This is a genomic window from Streptomyces sp. NPDC015127 (assembly GCF_043080095.1).
Classification (GTDB): Bacteria; Actinomycetota; Actinomycetes; order Streptomycetales; family Streptomycetaceae; genus Streptomyces.
The window spans coordinates 224,447-243,306 of record NZ_JBIBVE010000006.1 but is presented as its reverse complement, the minus strand read 5'-3'; the positions used below and the strand labels follow the sequence as shown (position 1 = coordinate 243,306).

The window sequence follows — 18,860 nt, the reverse complement described above, 5'->3', positions numbered from 1 at the left end:
GCCGCGGCCGGGGCCGGGGCAGGTAGCCTTTCCCCCGTGCCCCGTCTGTCTGAAGTCATCACCGCCCTCGACGCCCTCTGGCCGCCCGAGCGGGCCGAACAGTGGGACGCGGTCGGCACGGTGTGCGGTGACCCCGACGCCGAGGTCACGCGCGTGCTGTTCGCCGTCGACCCCGTCCAGGACGTCGTCGAGGAGGCGGTCCGGCTGGGCGCGGACCTCGTGGTCACCCACCACCCCCTCTACCTGCGCGGTACGACGACCGTCGCCGCGGGCCACTTCAAGGGCCGTGTCGTGCACACGCTGATCAAGAACGACATCGCGCTGCACGTCGCCCACACCAACGCCGACACCGCCGACCCCGGCGTCTCCGACGCACTCGCGGGCGCGCTCGACCTGCGGGTCGTACGGCCTCTGGTGCCCGACGCGTCCGACGCCGACGGGCGTCGCGGCCTCGGGCGCATCTGCGAACTCGACCACCCCGAGACGCTGCGCGACTTCGCCGCGCGCGCCGCGAAGCGGCTGCCCGCCACCGCGCAGGGCATCCGGGTCGCGGGGGACTTGGACGCCGTCGTGCGGACCGTCGCGGTGAGCGGCGGCTCCGGTGACAGCCTCTTCGACCAGGTGCGGGCCGCCGGAGTGGACGCCTTCCTCACCGCCGACCTGCGCCACCACCCCGCGTCGGAGGCCACGCAGCACTCCCCGCTCGGGCTCGTCGACGCCGCCCACTGGGCCACCGAGTGGCCCTGGTGCGAGCAGGCGGCGGCGCAGCTCGACGAGATCTCCGACCGGCACGGCTGGGACCTGCGGGTCCACGTCTCGACGACGGTCACCGACCCCTGGTCCTCCCACCACGATTCCACTGGAGCCCCCAACTGAACGCCGCGCCCGCCGACCAGATCCGACTTCTCGACGTACAGGCCCTCGACATGCGCCTGTCGCAGCTGGCCCACAAGCGCAAGTCGCTGCCCGAGCACGCCGAGATCGAGTCGCTGACCAAGGACCTCACGCAGCTGCGCGACCTGCTCGTCGCCGCGCAGACGGAGGAGAGCGACACCGCCCGCGAGCAGACCAAGGCGGAGCAGGACGTCGACCAGGTGCGCCAGCGCGCCACCCGCGACCAGCAGCGCCTCGACTCCGGCGCGGTCACCTCGCCCAAGGACCTGGAGAACCTCCAGCGCGAGATCGTCTCGCTCGCCAAGCGCCAGGGCGACCTCGAGGACGTCGTCCTGGAGGTCATGGAGCGCCGCGAGTCCGCGCAGGAGCGGGTCGCCGAGCTGACCGAGCGCGTCTCGTCCGTGCAGGGCAAGGTCGACGCGGCGACGGCCCGGCGCGACGCCGCGCAGGCGGAGCTGGACGCGGAGGCCGCCTCGGTGACCAAGGAGCGCGAGCTGGTGGCCGGTTCGGTGCCCGCCGACCTGCTCAAGCTGTACGAGAAGCTGCGCGTCCAGCAGGGCGGTGTCGGCGCGGCGCGCCTGTTCCAGCGCCGCTGCGAGGGCTGCCAGCTGGAGCTGAACATCACCGAGATCAACGAGGTCCGCGCGGCCGCGCCCGACACGGTGCTGCGCTGCGAGAACTGCCGCCGCATCCTCGTCCGTACGTCCGAGTCGGGGCTGTAGTGCCCGCAGTGCGCGAGTTCGTCGTCGAGGCCGACGGCGGATCCCGGGGCAACCCGGGTCCGGCCGGCTACGGCGCGGTCGTCCTCGACCCGGTCACCGGTCAGACGCTGGCCGAGGCTGCCGCGTACATCGGCGTGGCCACCAACAACGTCGCCGAGTACAAGGGCCTGGTCGCCGGGCTCAGGGCCGCCCGGGAGCTGGACCCGGAGGCGGTCGTCCGCGTCCGGATGGACTCCAAGCTGGTCGTCGAGCAGATGTCCGGCCGCTGGAAGATCAAGCACCCGGACATGCGGCCGCTGGCCGCCGAGGCCGCGTCCGTGTTCCCGTCGTCGCAGGTCACGTACGAGTGGATCCCGCGCGAGCGGAACAAGCACGCGGACCGGCTCGCCAACGAGGCGATGGACGCGGGACGCAAGGGCCGGCAGTGGGAGCCGTCGCGCTCCACGGCCGAGCTGGACACGCAGGCGGCGCGAGTCGTCGGGGACGCTGCGGCGGGCGCGGCCAAGGCGCGGGCGGCGCTGGCGGGCGCGGCAGGTGCCGCGACCGGCACGATCACCGCGCCGGTCGCGGAGCCCGTGATGCCGGAGCCCGTCGAGGCGGCGGTGACGCAGGCGGCCGCCCCGGCCCCCACCACGGGCTGGGGGACGTCGGCGGACCTCGGCACGCCGTCCACGTTCGTACTGCTGCGCCACGGGGAGACGGCGCTGACCCCCGAGAAGCGCTTCTCCGGCAGCGGGGGCAGCGACCCCGTCCTGTCGGAGGCCGGCCGCCGCCAGGCGGAGGCCGCCGCCGCGGCACTCGCCGCGCGCGGCACGATCCAGGCGGTCGTCAGCTCCCCACTGCGCCGCTGCCGCGAGACGGCAGAGACGGTCGCGTCCCGGCTGAACCTCGACGTGACCTACGACGAGGGGCTGCGGGAGACGGACTTCGGTGCGTGGGAGGGGCTGACGTTCGCGGAGGTCCGCGAGCGCTACCCCGAGGACCTGGACGCCTGGCTGGCGTCGCCCAAGGTGCCCCCGACGGGCGGCGGCGAGAGCTTCGCGACGGTGGCACGGCGTGTGGCGTCGGCGCGCGACAGGCTGCTGGCCCGCTACCGGGGCCGCACGGTACTGGTGGTCACACACGTGACCCCGATCAAGACGCTGGCCCGCCTGGCCCTGGGCGCCCCGCCGGAGTCCTTGTTCCGCATGGAACTCTCGGCGGCGTCGCTGTCGGCGCTGGCGTACTACGCGGACGGCAACGCGTCGCTGCGCCTCCTGAACGACACGTCCCACCTCCGCTGAGTCCTACGGGCCCGGCGCGGGGGCGCGGTCGGCGCTCGGAGCGAGCCCGGCGGCCGGCCGAGAACGCCTGACGGGGCGGCGTACGCCGACGCGGTGTCGGACTACGCCGCCCCGGGGCGGGACGAGTTGCGGGAGGCGGCCCGCGCTGTCATCGCGGTTACTTCGGGTCGCGGTTGAAGGTCGAGGTCGACCAGAAGCAGCCGAGGACCACGAGGCCCAGGCACCAGGCGATGGCGAGCCATCCGTTGTGGCCGATCTCGGTGCCGAGCAGCAGCCCGCGCAGGGTTTCGACGGCGGGGGTGAACGGCTGGTACTCGGCGACGGGCTGGAACCAGCCCGGCATCGCGTCGACCGGGACGAACGTGCTGGAGATGAGCGGCAGGAAGATCAGCGGCATCGCGTTGTTGCCGGCAGCCTCGGCGTTCGGGCTGATCAGGCCCATGCCGACGGCGATCCAGGTGAGTGCCAGGGCGAACAGCGTGACCAGTGCGAATGCCGCCAGCCATTCCAGGGCCGTGGCGTCGGTCGAGCGGAAGCCGATGGCCGCGGCGACGGCGCCGACGAGGACCACGCTCATGATCGACTGCAGCACGCTGCCGACGACGTGCCCGACGAGCACCGAAGGGCGGTGGATCGCCATGGTGCGGAAGCGGGCGATGATGCCCTCGGTCATGTCGTTGGAGACGGACACCGCGGTCCCGATCGTGGTGGAACCGATGGTCATCAGCAGCAGGCCCGGCACGAGATAGGCGATGTACTCGGAGCGGTCCGCACCGCCGCCGATGCCCGCGCTCATCGTGTCGCCGAAGATGTAGACGAAGAGCAGCAGCAGCATGATCGGGGTGAGCAGCAGGTTCAGGGTGAGGGACGGGTAGCGCCGGGCGTGCAGGAGGTTGCGGCGCAGCATCGTGGACGAGTCGCGTACGGCGAGGGAGATCCGGGTCGGGCGGGCGGGAGCCAGAGGGGTGCTCATCGGGCGTTCTCCTTGGGCTGGTCGGGGATGTCGGCGCCGCCGGTCAGGGCGAAGAACACGTCGTCGAGGTCGGGGGTGTGCACGGTCAGCTCGTCCGCCTCGATGCCGGCCGCGTCCAGCCAGTCGAGGATCGAGCGCAGCTCGCGCTGGCTGCCGCCGCTGGGTATCTGCAGTGACAGCGATTCGTCGATGGGGGCACCTCCCCCGTGCGAGGCGCTATGGGGGAGGGTGACCTCGCGCAGCGCGACGGCGGCGCTCTGATACGCGGCCGGGTCGGTGAAGCGCAGCTGTACGTGTCCGCCGGGGACGAGCCGCTTCAGCTCCTCGGCGGTGCCCTGGGCGGCGATCTTCCCGTCGTTGAGCACGGCGATGCGGTCGGCGAGTTCGTCGGCCTCCTCCAGGTACTGCGTGGTGAGGAAGACGGTGACGCCGCCCGTGACCAGCTCGCGGATGATCTGCCACATGCTGTGGCGGCTGCGGGGGTCGAGGCCGGTGGTCGGCTCGTCGAGGAAGATGATCCTCGGGCCTCCGACCAGGGTCATCGCGATGTCCAGGCGACGCTTCATGCCGCCGGAGTAGGTGGAGGCGGGCTTGTTCGCGGCCTCGACCAGGTCGAAGCGCTCCAGCAGCTCGGCGGCGGTGCGCCGTCCCTCGCGCTTGGACAGGTGGTGCAGGTCCGCCATGAGGAGCATGTTCTCCTCGCCGGTGATCAGGCCGTCGACGGCGGAGAACTGCCCGGTGACGCCGATCGCTGCGCGGACCGCCTGCGGGTCGGCGGCGAGGTCGTGGCCGCCGACGCGGATCACGCCGTCGTCGGCGCCGATCAGGGTGGAGAGGATCTTGACGGCGGTGGTCTTGCCGGCGCCGTTCGGGCCGAGCAGGGAGAAGATCGTTCCTTCGGGGACGGCCAGGTCGATGCCGTCGAGCACGACCCTGTCGCCGTAGGACTTGCGCAGCCCGTTCGCCGCGATGGCCAGGTTCGTCATGGTGGGTGCTCCTCGGAGGCTGCGGGTCAGAGGCTGCGGGCGGTGATGTCGCCCTGGGTGGTGGTCGCGCGGATGTTCAGCTCGGCGGCGCCGTCGGTGTTCTTGAGCGAGTTGTGGATCCGGCCGTAGCTGGTGCCGGCGTCCAGGGAGGCGGAGACTCCGCGGGCGGCATCGACCGACAGGTCGCCGGCCTGGGTGCGCAGTACGACCGTGCCGCGCACGGCCTCGGCGATCCGGATGTCGCCCTGTTGGGTGCTGATCTCCGCGGACCCGCCCAGGCGGCCGACCGAGATGTCCGCGGCGAGGGCGGTGAGGCGAATGCTCGCGGCCTCGTCGATCTTGGTCGCGCCGTACGCACCGTCGAAGACGACGTCGCCGAGCCGTCCGACGGCCCGGAATTCGGCGCCGGCAGCCTTCGCCACGATGCGGGAGCCGGCGGGCAGCTGGACCGTCACCTGGAGCGATCCGGAGGGGCCGAAGTACTGGTTCTTCGCCGCCGGGGCCTTGATCCGCAGGACGCCGTCGGCGTATTCGACCGTGGTCTGCTCCGCCGCCTTGGCGTCGCGGCCCTTGGAAACGTTGGCGGGCAGGACCTCGACCGTGGTGTCGGTCCGGTCGGCGGCGATGAACTGGACGCGCCCGGCGGGGATGTCGAGGACGGCGGAGATCGGGGTGGGGGTGTCGAACGTCTGCATCGTGCTCTCCTCCTGCGCTGTTTGTTTCTGACACCGGAAACGCTACGTTGCGTTCAAGAATCAGGCAACAAGCTCGTTGCACACAATCAGCATTCATGCAGGTAGAAGCAGCATTATCGTTGCAACGGTCTTGGTTTTAACGCAACGAGAGCCGCGCTGTTCGTTGCATTGGATGGGGAGTGAACGCTATGGTGGGGGTATCGAGGAAGCGTGAAGGGAGATCGCGGTGCCGGGAGGCAGGCTCACTCAGCAGGAACGCCAGCAGATCGCGCTGGGGCTGGCCGACGGCCTCGCCTACGCGGAGATCGCCAGGCGACTCGACCGCCCCACCTCGACGATCACGCGTGAGGTGCTGCGGAACGGCGGCCCCACCGCCTACCGCGCCGACCTGGCCCACCGCGCCACCGAACGCCGCGCCCACCGGCGCAGGCAGGCGGCGCCCCGAGGGCCGGGGGTGCCCGGGCAGACCCACGGACGCGACGCCGAGGCCGTACGCGAGTACGAGGAGACGTTCACCACCCTCCTCATGCAACAGGGCCTGCCCAAGATGACGTCCCGGGTGCTGGTGTCCCTCTACACCACCGACGCGGGCAGCCTCACCGCGTCCGAACTCGTCCAGCACCTCCAGGTCAGCCCGGCGTCCATCTCCAAAGCGGTCACGTTCCTCGAAGGCCAGGGACTCATCCGCCGGGAACGGGACGAAGGCCGCCGCGAGCGGTACGTCGCCGACGACGACGTCTGGTACCAGGGGATGATCGCCGCCGCCCGGTCCCACGCCCAGCTCGCCGAGACCGCACGGCATGGCGTGAGCCTCCTGGGCCCCGACACCCCGGCCGCCACCCGCCTCGAGAACATCGCCCGCTTCGTCGACTTCGTCGGCGAGAGCATGATCCGCGCCGCGGAGCAGGCCCGCGACGTCCTCCACACGAAAACCGCGACGACCTCGGGCGGCACCGCCGAGCCACCTTCAGATCACTGACGAACAGTCATCTTGGCCCGCCGCTGCGGGAGTTCGTCAGGAGCTGGCCTGATCGCCGGTCATGAGAGATTGGTTCACGCGAGCGGGCCACGGAGTGCGGTTCGAAGGGGGCCGTAGGGCGGAGCGCGGCCACCGAGACGTCAGCGGCCTGTCGTGGTGATCGCCTCGGGCGAGCGCCGGCCCGACGGAAGCCTCAGGCCGGCGATGGCTGCGGGAGCGGCAGGCCGGCGGTCAGGCCGGCCGCCCGCGGCCGGCGTCCTGCCCCCGCAGCGTCGCCGCCTCGCGCGCCAGTGTCTCCACCCGGTCCCAGTCCCGGGCCCGCAGCGCGTCGGCCGGCAGCATCCACGTGCCGCCGACGCAGCCCACGTTCGGCAGCGCCAGATAGGACGGCGCCGACGCGAGCGAGACGCCGCCCGTCGGGCAGAAGCGGGCCTGGGGCAGCGGACCGGCGAGGGACCGCAGGTAGGCCGTGCCGCCCGCCGCCTCCGCGGGGAAGAACTTCATCTCGCGCACGCCGCGCTCCAGCAGCGCCACGACCTCCGAGGCCGTCGAGACGCCCGGCAGGAACGGCACGCCCGAGCCGCGCATCGCCGCCAGCAGCGTGTCGGTCCACCCCGGGCTGACCAGGAAGCGCGCCCCGGCCGCCACCGCCGCGTCCACGCCGTCCGGCGAGACCACGGTGCCCGCGCCGACGACCGCGTCGGGCACCTCCGCCGCGATGGCCCGCACCGCGTCGAGCGCGGCGGGCGTCCGCAGGGTCACCTCGATCGCGGGCAGGCCGCCCGCGACGAGGGCGCGCGCGAGCGGCACGGCGTCGGCCGCGTCGTCGATCACGACGACGGGCAGGACGGGGGCGAGGTCCAGCACGGACGGGGCGGAAGTCATGCGCCCATCCTGCCCAGGCCGCACAGCATCCGCAACGAGCGTTGCAGTACATGCAACGAGTCAGTGGATCTCCGACACCAGCACGTCGAGCTTCCCCGCCGCCGGCGTCTCCACCACGTACCCCAGATCCCGCAGCGCCTCCACCAGTTCGCCCGGCGACGCGGGCGCAGCGCCCGCCTCCAGCAGGCTCCGTACGATCCGCCCCTTCGTCGCCTTGTTGAAGTGGCTCACCACCTTCCGGGTCGGCGCGTGCAGCACCCGCACCGTCGCCGTGCGCTCCGCGACCTCCCCCTTCGGCTTCCACGCCGCCGCGTACGCCGAGGACCGCAGGTCCAGGACGAGTCCCCGCCCGGCCGCCTCCGGCAGGACGGACGCCATCGGGCCGCGCCAGTACGCACCGAGCGCGCCCAGCCCCGGCAGCTTCACGCCCATCGAGCAGCGGTAGGACGGGATGCGGTCACCGAGGCCCACCGCGCCCCACAGCCCGGAGAACACCAGCAGCGACTGCCGGGCCCGCCTGCGGGCGGCCGCGTCCAGCGTGGCCAGGCCCAGCGCGTCGTACAGCACGCCGGTGTAGATCTCGCCGGCCGGACGCGTCCCGGCCGTCCGCAGCCCGGCGTTCTTCGCGACCTCGCCACGCAGCCCCTCGCTCAGACCGAGGACCTCCCGCGCCTTCGTCTCGTCCCCGATGCACAGTTCGACGAGCTCGTCCAGGACGGCGGCCCGGGCCTCGGCGAGCCCCGGCAGGGACAGCGACTCGGGCTTCAGGGGCGCCCCGCGGCCGGAGGCGGCCTTCCCCTCCGACGGCGGCAACAGCACGAGCACGGCAGATCTCCTTCATGACGTACGGGGGAGGGGGTGCGGCCCCCGCGCCAGCCTACAAAGCGCGCAGGCCGCCGAAATGCCACGGCCCCCGCCCCGCCATACGCTCGGTCCATGCCCCGCCGCCCCATCCGACTGACCGGCGCAGCCGAGGCCCCGCCGCTGCGCGCCGCCCTGCGCGACCTGCGCGCGACGATCGGCGTCTCCGAGAACTTCCCGGCCGCGGCGCTCGCCGAGGCGGAGCAGGCCGCCCGCGCGCCCCGGCTGCCCGAAGCGGACGAGACCGGCATCCCGTTCTTCACCATCGACCCGCCGGGCTCGGCCGACCTCGACCAGGCCATGCACCTGACCCGGCGCGAGGGCGGCGGCTTCCGCGTCCACTACGCGATCGCCGATGTCGCCGCGTTCGTCAGGCCCGGCGGGGCGCTGGACGCCGAGGCGCACCGCCGCGTGCAGACCCTGTACTTCCCCGACGGCAAGGTCCCGCTGCACCCGCCGCTGCTCTCCGAGGGCGCCGCCAGCCTGCTCCCCGGCCAGACAGCGCCCGCCCTGCTGTGGCGCATCGACCTCGACGCCGACGGCCGCATCGTCGCGGCTGACGTGCGCCGGGCCCTCGTCCGCAGCCGGGCCAGGCTCGACTACGCGGGCGCCCAGCAGCGGATCGACGCGGGCACCGCCGAGGAGCCGCTCGCCCTCCTCAAGGAGATCGGCACCCTGCGCGAGGCACGGGAGGTCGACCGCGGCGGGATCTCCCTCAACGTCCCCGAGCAGGAGGTCGTCCAGCAGGACGGCACATACGCGCTCGAATACCGGGCCCCGCTGCCCGCGGAGGCGTGGAACGCGCAGATCTCGCTGCTGACCGGCATGACCGCGGCCGATCTGATGATCGCGTACGGCACCGGCATCCTGCGCACGCTGCCCACCGCCCCCGACGGCGCGGTCGCCCGGCTGCGCCGCTCGGCGACCGCGCTGCACATCGACTGGCCGCACCACGTCTCGTACGCGCAGCTCGTACGCTCCCTCGACCCGCGCAAAGGCCGGCACGCAGCGTTCCTCCAGGAGTGCACGACGCTGCTGCGCGGGGCGGGGTACACGGTGTTCACCAACGGCGCGCTGCCCGTCCCCGCCGTGCACGCGGCCGTCGCGGACGAGTACACGCACTGCACCGCGCCGCTGCGCCGTCTCGTGGACCGCTACGCCGGCGAACTGTGCCTGGCGGCGGTGGCCGGGCAGGAGCCGCCGCCGTGGGTGGACGAGGCGCTGGAGGAGCTGCCGAAGCGGATGGCCGAAGGCTCCCGGCGGGCGGGCACGGCGGAGCGCGGTTACGTCGACATCGTGGAGGCCGCCGTGCTGCGCGACCGCGTCGGCGAGGTCTTCGACGCCGTGGTGGTCGACGTCAAGGAGAACGAGCCGGCCGTCGGCACCGTCCACCTGGAGGACCCGGCGGTGGTCGCCCGGGTGGAGAGCGACGGCGCCGGCCTGCCCCTGGGGGAGCGGCTGCGGGTACGGCTCACGCAGGCCGACCCGGCCCGGGCGACGGTGCTGTTCGCTCCCGCGTGACGGCGTCGCGCAGGGCGGTGGCGAAAGCACGGGCGTCGTCGGCGTGACAGCGCACGACGCGGACCGGCCGCTCGCGCCCCAGCAGCCCCGTGAACGTCACCGGCTCGGACAGCTCCAGCGTCACCGACGTCTGCGCGGCCACCTTCAGATCGAGGACGCCGTCCGCCTTCTCGTGCGTGAACCGCAGCTCGTGCCGTACCGCGGCGATCCGGTCGAGCGGTATCCGCAGGTCCACATGGCCGGCCTGGCGCAGCCGCACCGCGTCGCCGGACAGCACGTGGGGCCGCGTCACGGAGGCGGCATGCAGCCCGAACACGAACACGACGGTGTACACGTCCAGGAAGAGCGCCACCGCGTGCACCGCCGGCCAGCCCTTCAGCAGGTACGACACGGCCACCGTCTCCACGACGCACACGAACGCGAAGCCGTACATCACCGCCGCCTGGTCCCTCGCGTGCCCGAACGGACGGTCGCCCGGCCCGACGCCGCCGCGCCGCCGCGCGGCCCACAGCACCAGGGCGAGCATCAGTCGCAGCTCGTGCCCCGCGAGCCGGCGGACCAGGGTCACCGGCCGCCTCACCGGGCACGCTCCACGACCAGGCGCAGCGCCCGGATCACGACCGCGGCCTGCGCGGGCGAGAAGTCGGCGAGGAAGGCGTCCATGAATCCGCTCTCCGGCGTCCGGCCGCCGAGCTGCTCGGCGACCTCGTCGGGGAGGAGGGCGGCCAGCGCCCGCGCCGCCTCCTCGACCCGCGCGTCGGCCGGGTCCGCGTCCACGAGGGCGTCGAGCTGGTCGTAGACGGCGTACGCCCGCTCCATTGCGCCCGGTGCCCCGGTCATCCGGCGCACCGCCCCGATCAGCCGCTCCTGCTCCGCGCCGGGCGCCACGGTGTCCAGGAGCGCCAGCAGCTCCCGGTCCTTGGCGGCGATCGCGGGCTCGGGCCCGGGCAGCCCGGCGGCCGCGCGGGCCATGTCCCCGAACAACTCCGCCAGCCCCGGCGACACCGGGCCCTCGGCCGTCAGACTCCCGTCCCGCGCCTGGCCGAGGAGCACGGCGAGCCGCGCGCGCCGCTCGTGGATCAGCGCCTCCTGCCGGCCGAGGTCGGCGTCGAGCTCCTCCAGCACCTCGACGAGATCGCGCCCGGCGTCGTCGGCGAGCACGTCACGCACCTCGTCGAGCCCGAGCCCCAGCTCGGTGAGCCGCCGGATCCGGGCGAGGAGCACGGCGTCGCGGACGGTGTAGTCCCGGTAGCCGTTGGCCCGCCGTACGGGCTCGGGCAGCAGCCCGAGATGGTGGTAGTGCCGCACGGCCCGCGGGGTCACCCCGACGAGGGCGGCGATCTCTCCGATACGCATGCGGCCAGTAGAAACGTTGACGCTGCGGCATGGTCAAGCGCCGGCCGCCCGCAGGAGCGTGATCGTGTGCCACGATCGAGGGAACGACCCGATCACACGGACGGCGGGTGCCTCGATGTCCGACGCTGACGACATGACTGCCATGCCGCATGAACCTCTCACGCAGGCGGAGTTCCTGCTGGAGGGCTTCCTGGCGCTGGACACGCCGGAGGGCTTCCGCGCGGAGCTGATCGAGGGGGAAATTGTTGTGACACCGCCGCCGGACGGGGACCACGAGGACTACATCGGATTGATCGTCGGGCAGGTCTACCGACGATCACGGACTGATATGCAGTTCTCCGGCAACAAGGGCCTGACGCTGAAGGAGGCCCCCGGCGCCCCCAGAGATCACGTCATCCCGGATGGGACCTTCGCACCGGAGGTGCTGCGCCTGTACCGGGGCGCCGACTCCTGGATGCCGTGCGACGGCGTGGCAATGGTGCTCGAAGTGACCTCCCGCCGGCCGAACGTCGATCGGGAGGTCAAACGCCGCTGCTACGCCCGCGGCGGTATCCCGCTCTACCTGCTTGTCGACCGGGACACGTCCACCGTGACGCTCTTCAGCGACCCGGAGGACGGCGAGTACATCCGCCGGGACCTGGCCGCGTTCGGCAAGCCGCTCCTCCTCCCCGAGCCCTTCGGCTTCGAGCTGGAGACGGCCGACTTCCTGTGAAACGGCAGGTAGCATGGCCAGCACGGCAGACGAGCCGGGCGGACGGCCGCGTGGAGACCCTTCGGGGGCTCCCCGAGGAACGTCCGGGCTCCACAGGGCAGGGTGGTGGCTAACGGCCACCCGGGGTGACCCGCGGGACAGTGCCACAGAAAGCAGACCGCCGGGGACCTCTGGTCCTCGGTAAGGGTGAAACGGTGGTGTAAGAGACCACCAGTGCCCAGGGTGACCTGGGCAGCTAGGTAAACCCCACCCGGAGCAAGGTCAAGAGGGGCCACTTCGGTGGCCCTGCGCGGACGCATCAGGGCTGCCCGCCCGAGTCCGCGGGTAGACCGCACGAGGCCGGCGGCAACGCCGGTCCTAGATGGATGGCCGTCACCCCGACGACCGCGAGGTCCCGGGGGACAGAACCCGGCGTACAGCCCGACTCGTCTGCCGCCAAGTCAGCCGCGCATGAGGCGCTCCGCCCCGCCGGATGGGATCCGGCGGGGCGGAATCGACCGACAGCCTCCTGGGTCGGGTCATCGGTGTGCCGGACGCCGGCACACGTCTCCTACCAGGCGACCGGCAGGCGCTCGGGGATGCGCTTCATGAACCGGGTCCGCCAGACGAGTTGGTCGACCGGCACGGCGAGCTGCAGAGCGGGCATGCGGGCGGTGAGGCATTCGAGGGCGGTCTCGATGTGCTTCTTCCCGAGGGCCGTGGCGGGGCAGTAGTGGCCGCCGCCACCGAACGACAAATGAGCGGCGGCGTTGGGCCTCTCGATGTCGATGGTGTGCGGGTCGGTGAAGACGGCCGGGTCGGTGTTGGCGGCCTCGACCAGGACGAGGACGAGCTCCCCCTTCCGTACCAGGGTGTCGCCGAGTCGGATGTCTTCGAGCGCGAGGCGGGGCAGTCCGTCGGCGATGGACAGGTTGACGCGCAGCAGCTCGTCCACAGCTCCCGGGATCTTGTCGGGTTCCGCGCACAGGCGGGCCCATACGTCCGGGTTCTGCAGGAGGGTGAAGACGGCCATGGTGAGGGCGCCCATGGTGGAGATGACCCCGGCGCCGAACATGGTGACGCCGACCGTCGCGAGCATCTCGTCGGTGAGGTGCGCGTAGTCGGGGTCGTCGCGCAGGGCGGCGAGTTCGGCCATGAGGCCAGTGGTCGCGGGGTCGTCGAGGCGCGCGGCCATGTACGCGATGTCGCGTTCCCAGTTCAGCCGGGCTCCGGTGACGGGGCATGCGGAGTTCATGAACGCGATGTCGAGGCTGGCGGCCAGGCGGGGCGCGTCGGCCTGGGGGATGCCCAGGATGCGGCAGTGGAGCGCCTCGGCGTAGGGGCTGGTGAACCGGCCGCGGAGGTCGACCGGCGGGCCGTAGTCGACGAGCTCGTCGACCAGGGCGGCGGCATGGTCGCGCATCCATTCCGTGAGGCCGGGCGACTTGGGGTTGATCGCCTTGAGGACGGCCTTGCGCAGTCCGGCCCCGGTGATGTTGCCCATGTTGTTGACCACTTCCGGGGGGATGGTCAGCGCGTACTGTCTCGGCACGCCGGGGGCGGAGGTGTCCTTGAGGCTGAACCGGGGGTCTTCCAGTACCTGCTTGCACAGCTCGTACGACGAGACGAGCCAGGCCGGGTCACCGGCGATGGTGCGGACGCGGGTGACCGGCTCGGCGCGCAGGGCGTCGATCTCCGGAGGCAGGCGGTCGCCACGGGGGGAGAACGGGAAGTCGATCAGCGTGTCAGTGCTCATGGCGGTCTCCTTCGGCGGCGTCGGCGGGCGTGACGACGGCGTGGCCCTGGTTGCGGGAGGCGCGCAGGCCGGAGCCCCGCGCGTACAGGAGCTCCGCCATCGGCAGGAGCTGGTGGTAGCAGTTGAGCGACGACGGGACGTCGAGGACGGCGGGGGTGTCCAGGAAGAGCGGCGCCTCGGCACAGACGTACTGGAGGCAGACGTCGCGCTGCTGTGCGGTGGGCTCCCGGCCGCCGAGGACCTTGGAGGACAGGAAGGCGTGTACGAGCTCGTCGCACACGGCGCGGAACGCGGGGTCGACGGCCAGGAGGTCGTCGAGGTTCTTGCGTATGGCCTGATAGGCGGGGATGCCCAGGAGTGCCGACATGGGCCTGCCGCGGAGGCGGTCGCCGCCCGGGTCCAGCCCGGCGACGGCGTTGTTGACCTTGGCCCGTACGCCGCGGAGGTTCTTGACCGCCTTGCGGCGGGCGTCGTCGGGCGGGTAGCCCAGGGCCTCGTACATGTCGGCCACGTGCAGGTCGGTGTAGACGAGATCGACTTGTTCGAAGTAAGCGAGTCCCCAGGCGGCGAGTTCGATGACGCGCTGGTGGCTGAAGTAGCTGTTGCCCGGCGAGATGCCGATGACGGCGTGAGCGCCTTCGTCGTGGATGACGTGGCAATGGGGCGTGTACGGCCGGACGTGGAAAGTGTCGGTCGCTGTCGTCAAGGACGTTGATCCCTACGCGCCGCTAGTCCCGATGGGCCCTGTGCCCTGGTGTGGCGGCGCCATCAGGGGAACCTACCCGAACGGAGGCGCGGAATGATCTTAAACCGACCAGTAACTCACAGTCTGGGCAATTCACTTGCGAGTCGTGTGGCGTTCACCTCCGTTTGCTATGGGGTCCGGGACGCGTGCGGTGCCGCGGCGGAGGCGACGCCCGGGGTGCCCTCCTGACCGGCCTCGCACACCCCGTCGCCACCCCGGGTGGCCGTCTCCGGAAGGTGCCGCGCGGCGGGGCGGTGTACCGATGGAGGCGACCCACCCGTGAGCGGAAGGACCACCGCCGTGCCCATCGCCGTCAGCAAACTCACCGACCCCGCCGTCCGCGCCTTCGTCGCCTCCGTCAACGCGCAGGACCGCGAGGGCTTCCGCGCCGCGCTCGCTCCCGGCGCCACCATGTCCGACGACGGCAGCGAGCGGGACATCGACGAATGGACCGAGCGCGAGATCTTCTCGTCGAACGGCCACATGGACGTCGAGACGCAGGCCGCCGACGGACTGCGCCTGGTCGTCAGCTACCGCAACGACACCTGGGGCGAGATGCGCACCGCGTGGCGTTTCACCGTCGAGGACGGGAAGGTGCGGCGTTTCGAGACCGGGCAGGCCTGAGCCGCCGGCCAGGCCCGGTCCGAGCCGGCATCGGGCCGCCGGTCAGGCCGGGGTTCCGTATAAGCCAAGTCGTCACTGGGCCGCCTGGCCGGCCTGAGCCCGGCCGGGCCGGAGTCCGTACCCGGCGAGTCGGCACACAGCGGCCGGCCGGCCCTGAGCGGGCCCACCCGGCCGGCCGGGCCTGAGCGGGCCCGCGCCCCTCAACCGCGGCCGATGAACGGCATGTTCGTCGCCAGCACCGTCGCGAACTGCACGTTCGCCTCCAGCGGCAGCTCCGCCATGTGCCGTACGGTCCGCGCCACATCGGCCGCGTCCATCACCGGCTCCGCCGCCAGTTCACCGTTCGCCTGCAGGACGCCCGACTGCATGGCCCGGGTCATCTCCGTCGCCGCGTTGCCGATGTCGATCTGGCCGCAGGCGATCGAATACGGGCGCCCGTCCAGTGAGATCGACTTCGTCAGCCCGGTCAGCGCGTGCTTCGTCGCCGTGTACGGCGCGGAGTGCGGGCGCGGCACGTGTGCCGAGATCGAGCCGTTGTTGATGATCCGGCCGCCCTGCGGGTCCTGTGCCTTCATCTGGCGGAACGCGCCCTGCGCGCACAGGAACGCACCCGTCAGATTGACGTCCACCACTTTGCGCCAGGCGGAGTAGGGCAGGTCCTCGAAGGGGATGCCGCCGGGCCCGAACGTGCCCGCGTTGTTGAACAGCAGGTCGACCCGTCCGTAGTGCTCGCGGACCGCCGCGAACAGCGCGTCCACCGCGGACGGGTCGGTCACGTCCGTCGGTACGCACAGGACGTCAACGCCCGGGCCCGCCAGGGCCGCCGTCTCCTCCAGCGCCTCGGCGCGCCGGCCCGCCAGCGCGAGCGCCCATCCCGGATGCGCGCCCGTGTCCTTCGCGGTCGCCGCCAGCTCCAGCGCCACGCTGCGGCCGATGCCCGAGCCCGCGCCCGTCACCACCGCGATCCTCCGTACAGCGTTCATGGGCGCAGCGTACGCGCCTGCGCCGTACACGGAACTCATCCGACCGCCATGCGGATGTTGTGTCCGCGACAACGTTGATTCGTCACCGGCCACTCCAATGCGACTGACAACAGCCGTAAGGGGAGGGCCACATGACAAGCGCTTCGCAGCAGACCCACGCACCGGAGCTCAGAGCGGCGGCCGCACGGCACCTGGGCCGCCGCACCTTCCTCACCGTCACTTCCGCGGCGGCCGCACTCGCGTTCAGCGTCGGCCTGCCCGGCACCGCGCACGCCGCCGAGGGCGATGCCCGGAAGATCACCGCGGACCCGTTCACGCTCGGCGTCGCCTCCGGCGACCCCCAGCCCTCCTCCGTCGTGCTGTGGACGCGGCTCGCGCCCAGCCCGCTGGAGCCGGGCAGCGGTCTGCCGCAGGTCCGCTTCCCCGTCCTGTGGGAACTCGCGCACGACGCGCGCTTCACCCGGATCGCCAAGCGCGGCAGCGCCACCGCCCACCCGGAGTTCCACCACAGCGTCCACGTGGAGGCGACCGGTCTCGACCCGGACCGCGTCTACTACTACCGCTTCCGCGCCGGGCGCTGGATCAGCCCGGCCGGCCGCACCCGCACCGCGCCCGCCCGCGACGCCCGGATCGGCGAGCTGAAGCTGGCCGCCGTGTCCTGCCAGGCGTACCACGACGGCTACTTCACCGCGTACCGGCACCTCGCCGACGAGGACCTCGACGTCGTCTTCCACCTCGGCGACTACCTCTACGAGTACGCCGTCAACGCCGTCGGCGGCGCCCGCGCCTACACCGACCGCCGGCTGCCCGCCCACGTCAACCGCGAGACGGTCACGCTGGAGGACTACCGGCTGCGCTACGGCCTCTACAAGTCCGACCCCGACCTCATGGCCGCTCACGCGGCCCACCCCTTCGTCGTCACGTGGGACGACCACGAGACCGAGAACAACTACGCCGACGAGACGCCCGAGAACGACGTGCCCCCGGAGGAGTTTCTGCTGCGCCGGGCCGCCGCCTACCGCGCGTACTGGGAGAACCAGCCGCTGCGCGCACCCCAGCGGCCCACCGGACCGGACATGGCGCTCTACCGCAGGCTGCACTTCGGGCAGCTCGCGCAGTTCGACGTCCTGGACACCCGCCAGTACCGCTCCGACCAGGCGTACGGCGACAAGGCGCACGTCCCCGGCCCCGAGTCCGAGGACCCCTCGCGCACGATGCTCGGCGCGACGCAGGAGCGCTGGCTCCTCGACGGCTGGCGCGCCTCCGACGCCGTGTGGAACGTCGTGCCGCAGCAGGTCAACTTCTCGCAGCGCAAGCTGGACCTGACCGAGCCGGCCAGGGTCAGCATGGACGCCTGGGACGGCTACCCGGCCTCCCGCGACCGCGTCCTGGACGGCGCCGAGGCCGCCGGCATCGAGAACCTGATGGTGCTCACCGGCGACGTCCATGTCGCGTACGCCTATGACATCAAGCGCGACTACGAGACGCCCGGCGCGAAGACCGTCGGCACCGAGATCGTCGCCACGTCCATCTCCAGCGGCAAGGACGGCGCCGACCGGCCGGCCACCTGGGATACGTACACCAGGGCCAACCCGCACATGAGGTTCTACAACGGGCGGCGCGGCTATGTGACCGTCACCCTGGGCGAGAGCCGGGCCCGCGCCGACTTCCGCTCGATGGACGTCGTCACCAGGCCGGGCGGGTCGATCGCCACGTCCGCGTCGTTCGTGACCGACGCCGGCGACCCCGGCCTGCAGCAGGTCTGACGCTCACTCACCCGGAAAGCGGACGCCGATGCGGTCACGCACCGCGTCGAGCGTCCGCATCACGGCGAGCGTGCCGTCCAGCGGGACCAGCGGCGACTCGCTCTCACCGGCCCGCAGCGCCCGCATCACCTCGGCCGCCTCGTGCTCCATCGAGTCGCGGGCGCCGTCGAAGACGAACTCCTCCGGCTCGGCGCCCGCCTGGTGCAGCACAAAACGCTCGGGATAGAAGAAGCCGAACGGTATGTCGATCCGGCCCGCCGTGCCGGTCACGGACGCCGTCACCCCCGTGCCCGCCGTGACCGAGCACGACAGCAGCGCCGTCGCGCCCCGGTCCGGCCAGCCCAGCAGCATGCCGGTGTTGAGGTCGACCCCCTCCGGCGAGAGCAGCGCGTCGGCCTGGACACGGGAGGGCTCGCCGAGCAGCAGATGGGCGAACGACACCGGGTACACGCCGAGATCGAGCAGCGCGCCGCCGCCCAGCGCGGGATCGCGCAGCCGGTGGTCCGGGGCGAAGGGGCCCGCCAGCCCGAAGTCCGCCTGCACGGTGCGCACCTCACCGATCGCGCCGTCCGCGACCAGGGCCGCGACGCGCCGGACGGCCGGGTGGCAGTACATCCACATGGCCTCCATCAGGAACGTGCCCCGGGACCGGGCGAGGCCGACGAGTTCGGCCGCCTCCACCGCGTTGAGCGTGAACGCCTTCTCGCACAGCACGGCCTTCCCCGCCTCGACGCACAGACCGGCGGCGGCCCGGTGCGCCGAGTGCGGCGTCGCCACATAGACCACGTCCACGTCCTCGTCGGCGGCGAGCGCGGCCCAGTCGCCGTACGCGCGGGGGATGCCGAACCGGTCGGCGAACGCCTTCGCGGACGCCTCGCTGCGGGAGGCGACCGCCACGACCTCGGCGTCCGGCATCCGCAGCAGGTCCTCGGTGAACCGGGCGGCGATCCCGCCCGTCGCCAGCACACCCCACCGCACCGTCTCGTTCATCGACGCCCCACCCCTGGTCATGACGGCGTGCCGCAGAGCCTGCCCGGCGGGCAGGGCCCGGCACCGGAGTGTCCGAGTGACGAAGTCCACTGCTTGCGGACTCGCTTCGAACGGACGAGCTGAGAGCATAGTTCGTTGAATCAAGGAACG

The 18,860-nt window shown here is 72.4% G+C and carries 19 protein-coding genes and 1 other RNA gene; 9 read left to right on the top strand and 11 right to left on the bottom strand.

Going from position 1 to position 18,860, the window contains the following annotated elements; translation table 11 throughout:
* The first annotated feature begins 36 nt into the window (after positions 1 to 36).
* Genes ACF08N_RS14375 through ACF08N_RS14365 form a run of 3 tightly spaced genes read left to right on the top strand, consistent with a single transcriptional unit; the run spans position 37 to position 2,899 of the window.
* Positions 37 to 876, top strand: a complete 840-nt coding sequence (locus tag ACF08N_RS14375) for a Nif3-like dinuclear metal center hexameric protein (protein ID WP_392324903.1) — start codon at positions 37 to 39, stop codon at positions 874 to 876.
* The gene (locus ACF08N_RS14370) at positions 873 to 1,616 is read left to right on the top strand and encodes a zinc ribbon domain-containing protein (RefSeq protein WP_392325057.1); all 744 of its coding nucleotides are present in this window, start codon (positions 873 to 875) and stop codon (positions 1,614 to 1,616) included. Before ACF08N_RS14375 ends, ACF08N_RS14370 begins: the two co-directional genes overlap by 4 nt.
* A gap of 8 nt (positions 1,617 to 1,624) precedes the next feature.
* Positions 1,625 to 2,899 carry a bifunctional RNase H/acid phosphatase gene (locus ACF08N_RS14365; RefSeq protein ID WP_392324902.1) on the top strand — a complete coding sequence of 425 codons (1,275 nt, stop codon included), beginning with the start codon at positions 1,625 to 1,627 and terminating at the stop codon, positions 2,897 to 2,899.
* Positions 2,900 to 3,056: 157 nt separating this feature from the next.
* On the opposite strand, the gene ACF08N_RS14360 is transcribed toward ACF08N_RS14365, so the two are convergent.
* From ACF08N_RS14360 to ACF08N_RS14350, 3 genes are read right to left on the bottom strand one after another with little or no spacing between them, the layout of a single operon-like run.
* On the bottom strand, positions 3,057 to 3,872 hold the full coding sequence (locus ACF08N_RS14360; RefSeq protein ID WP_392324901.1) for an ABC transporter permease: 816 nt from the start codon (positions 3,870 to 3,872) through the stop codon (positions 3,057 to 3,059).
* The gene (locus ACF08N_RS14355; RefSeq protein ID WP_392324900.1) at positions 3,869 to 4,858 is read right to left on the bottom strand and encodes an ATP-binding cassette domain-containing protein; all 990 of its coding nucleotides are present in this window, start codon (positions 4,856 to 4,858) and stop codon (positions 3,869 to 3,871) included. Before ACF08N_RS14355 ends, ACF08N_RS14360 begins: the two co-directional genes overlap by 4 nt.
* Positions 4,859 to 4,884: 26 nt before the next feature.
* Positions 4,885 to 5,553 carry a DUF4097 family beta strand repeat-containing protein gene (locus ACF08N_RS14350; protein ID WP_392324899.1) on the bottom strand — a complete coding sequence of 223 codons (669 nt, stop codon included), beginning with the start codon at positions 5,551 to 5,553 and terminating at the stop codon, positions 4,885 to 4,887.
* A 226-nt stretch (positions 5,554 to 5,779) separates the two neighbouring features.
* Between ACF08N_RS14350 and ACF08N_RS14345 the strand changes: the two genes are divergently transcribed.
* Positions 5,780 to 6,532, top strand: coding sequence for a helix-turn-helix domain-containing protein (locus tag ACF08N_RS14345; RefSeq protein WP_392324898.1), 753 nt, complete (start codon positions 5,780 to 5,782; stop codon positions 6,530 to 6,532).
* 231 nt (positions 6,533 to 6,763) lie between these two features.
* Here ACF08N_RS14345 and eda read toward each other — a convergent pair whose 3' ends face one another.
* Both eda and yaaA read right to left on the bottom strand, forming a co-directional pair.
* Positions 6,764 to 7,417 (bottom strand): bifunctional 4-hydroxy-2-oxoglutarate aldolase/2-dehydro-3-deoxy-phosphogluconate aldolase, encoded by a 654-nt coding sequence (eda, locus tag ACF08N_RS14340; protein ID WP_392324897.1) that lies wholly within the window; start codon positions 7,415 to 7,417, stop codon positions 6,764 to 6,766.
* Between the two features lie 60 nt (positions 7,418 to 7,477).
* Positions 7,478 to 8,242: a peroxide stress protein YaaA gene (gene yaaA, locus ACF08N_RS14335; RefSeq protein WP_392324896.1), complete on the bottom strand. Its 765-nt coding sequence runs from the start codon at positions 8,240 to 8,242 to the stop codon at positions 7,478 to 7,480.
* Between the two features lie 111 nt (positions 8,243 to 8,353).
* On the opposite strand from yaaA, the gene ACF08N_RS14330 reads away from it, so the two are divergent.
* Positions 8,354 to 9,799, top strand: a complete 1,446-nt coding sequence (locus ACF08N_RS14330) for an RNB domain-containing ribonuclease (RefSeq protein ID WP_392324895.1) — start codon at positions 8,354 to 8,356, stop codon at positions 9,797 to 9,799.
* Here the strand turns inward: ACF08N_RS14330 and ACF08N_RS14325 are convergent.
* Entirely contained in the window at positions 9,750 to 10,379 is a 630-nt protein-coding gene (locus tag ACF08N_RS14325; RefSeq protein ID WP_392324894.1) for a hypothetical protein, read from the bottom strand. The genes ACF08N_RS14330 and ACF08N_RS14325 overlap by 50 nt on opposite strands.
* Positions 10,376 to 11,155, bottom strand: coding sequence for a MerR family transcriptional regulator (locus ACF08N_RS14320; RefSeq protein WP_392324893.1), 780 nt, complete (start codon positions 11,153 to 11,155; stop codon positions 10,376 to 10,378). The genes ACF08N_RS14325 and ACF08N_RS14320 overlap by 4 nt, the downstream gene beginning before the upstream one ends.
* Before the next feature lie 133 nt (positions 11,156 to 11,288).
* Between ACF08N_RS14320 and ACF08N_RS14315 the strand changes: the two genes are divergently transcribed.
* Complete coding sequence (locus tag ACF08N_RS14315) at positions 11,289 to 11,867, top strand: Uma2 family endonuclease (RefSeq protein ID WP_392324892.1); 579 nt, start codon at positions 11,289 to 11,291, stop codon at positions 11,865 to 11,867.
* A gap of 30 nt (positions 11,868 to 11,897) precedes the next feature.
* An RNA gene (gene rnpB, locus ACF08N_RS14310) (RNase P RNA component class A) lies at positions 11,898 to 12,299 on the top strand.
* 118 nt (positions 12,300 to 12,417) lie between these two features.
* Here rnpB and ACF08N_RS14305 read toward each other — a convergent pair.
* The gene (locus tag ACF08N_RS14305; RefSeq protein ID WP_392324891.1) at positions 12,418 to 13,602 is read right to left on the bottom strand and encodes a cytochrome P450; all 1,185 of its coding nucleotides are present in this window, start codon (positions 13,600 to 13,602) and stop codon (positions 12,418 to 12,420) included.
* Positions 13,592 to 14,308, bottom strand: coding sequence for a tRNA-dependent cyclodipeptide synthase (locus ACF08N_RS14300; RefSeq protein ID WP_392324890.1), 717 nt, complete (start codon positions 14,306 to 14,308; stop codon positions 13,592 to 13,594). The genes ACF08N_RS14305 and ACF08N_RS14300 overlap by 11 nt, the downstream gene beginning before the upstream one ends.
* A 318-nt stretch (positions 14,309 to 14,626) precedes the next feature.
* On the opposite strand from ACF08N_RS14300, the gene ACF08N_RS14295 reads away from it, so the two are divergent.
* Positions 14,627 to 14,971 carry a nuclear transport factor 2 family protein gene (locus ACF08N_RS14295; protein WP_392324889.1) on the top strand — a complete coding sequence of 115 codons (345 nt, stop codon included), beginning with the start codon at positions 14,627 to 14,629 and terminating at the stop codon, positions 14,969 to 14,971.
* Positions 14,972 to 15,171: 200 nt separating this feature from the next.
* Here ACF08N_RS14295 and ACF08N_RS14290 read toward each other — a convergent pair whose 3' ends face one another.
* The gene (locus ACF08N_RS14290; protein ID WP_392324888.1) at positions 15,172 to 15,954 is read right to left on the bottom strand and encodes an SDR family oxidoreductase; all 783 of its coding nucleotides are present in this window, start codon (positions 15,952 to 15,954) and stop codon (positions 15,172 to 15,174) included.
* A gap of 131 nt (positions 15,955 to 16,085) precedes the next feature.
* Between ACF08N_RS14290 and ACF08N_RS14285 the strand changes: the two genes are divergently transcribed.
* Positions 16,086 to 17,720 (top strand): alkaline phosphatase D family protein, encoded by a 1,635-nt coding sequence (locus ACF08N_RS14285; protein WP_392324887.1) that lies wholly within the window; start codon positions 16,086 to 16,088, stop codon positions 17,718 to 17,720.
* 3 nt (positions 17,721 to 17,723) lie between these two features.
* On the opposite strand, the gene ACF08N_RS14280 is transcribed toward ACF08N_RS14285, so the two are convergent.
* Complete coding sequence (locus ACF08N_RS14280) at positions 17,724 to 18,710, bottom strand: Gfo/Idh/MocA family protein (RefSeq protein ID WP_392324886.1); 987 nt, start codon at positions 18,708 to 18,710, stop codon at positions 17,724 to 17,726.
* Positions 18,711 to 18,860 lie beyond the last annotated feature (150 nt).

Bases quoted from the DNA above. Each gene is read 5' to 3' on its own strand.
- ACF08N_RS14290 (WP_392324888.1), bottom strand. From the start codon at position 15,954: ATGAACGCTGTACGGAGGATCGCGGTGGTGACGGGCGCGGGCTCGGGC.
- ACF08N_RS14280 (WP_392324886.1), bottom strand. From the start codon at position 18,710: ATGAACGAGACGGTGCGGTGGGGTGTGCTGGCGACGGGCGGGATCGCC.
- ACF08N_RS14320 (WP_392324893.1), bottom strand. From the start codon at position 11,155: ATGCGTATCGGAGAGATCGCCGCCCTCGTCGGGGTGACCCCGCGGGCC.
- eda (WP_392324897.1), bottom strand. From the start codon at position 7,417: ATGACTTCCGCCCCGTCCGTGCTGGACCTCGCCCCCGTCCTGCCCGTC.
- ACF08N_RS14355 (WP_392324900.1), bottom strand. From the start codon at position 4,858: ATGACGAACCTGGCCATCGCGGCGAACGGGCTGCGCAAGTCCTACGGC.
- ACF08N_RS14315 (WP_392324892.1), top strand. From the start codon at position 11,289: ATGACTGCCATGCCGCATGAACCTCTCACGCAGGCGGAGTTCCTGCTG.
- ACF08N_RS14360 (WP_392324901.1), bottom strand. From the start codon at position 3,872: ATGAGCACCCCTCTGGCTCCCGCCCGCCCGACCCGGATCTCCCTCGCC.
- ACF08N_RS14350 (WP_392324899.1), bottom strand. From the start codon at position 5,553: ATGCAGACGTTCGACACCCCCACCCCGATCTCCGCCGTCCTCGACATC.
- ACF08N_RS14305 (WP_392324891.1), bottom strand. From the start codon at position 13,602: ATGAGCACTGACACGCTGATCGACTTCCCGTTCTCCCCCCGTGGCGAC.
- ACF08N_RS14285 (WP_392324887.1), top strand. From the start codon at position 16,086: ATGACAAGCGCTTCGCAGCAGACCCACGCACCGGAGCTCAGAGCGGCG.
- ACF08N_RS14330 (WP_392324895.1), top strand. From the start codon at position 8,354: ATGCCCCGCCGCCCCATCCGACTGACCGGCGCAGCCGAGGCCCCGCCG.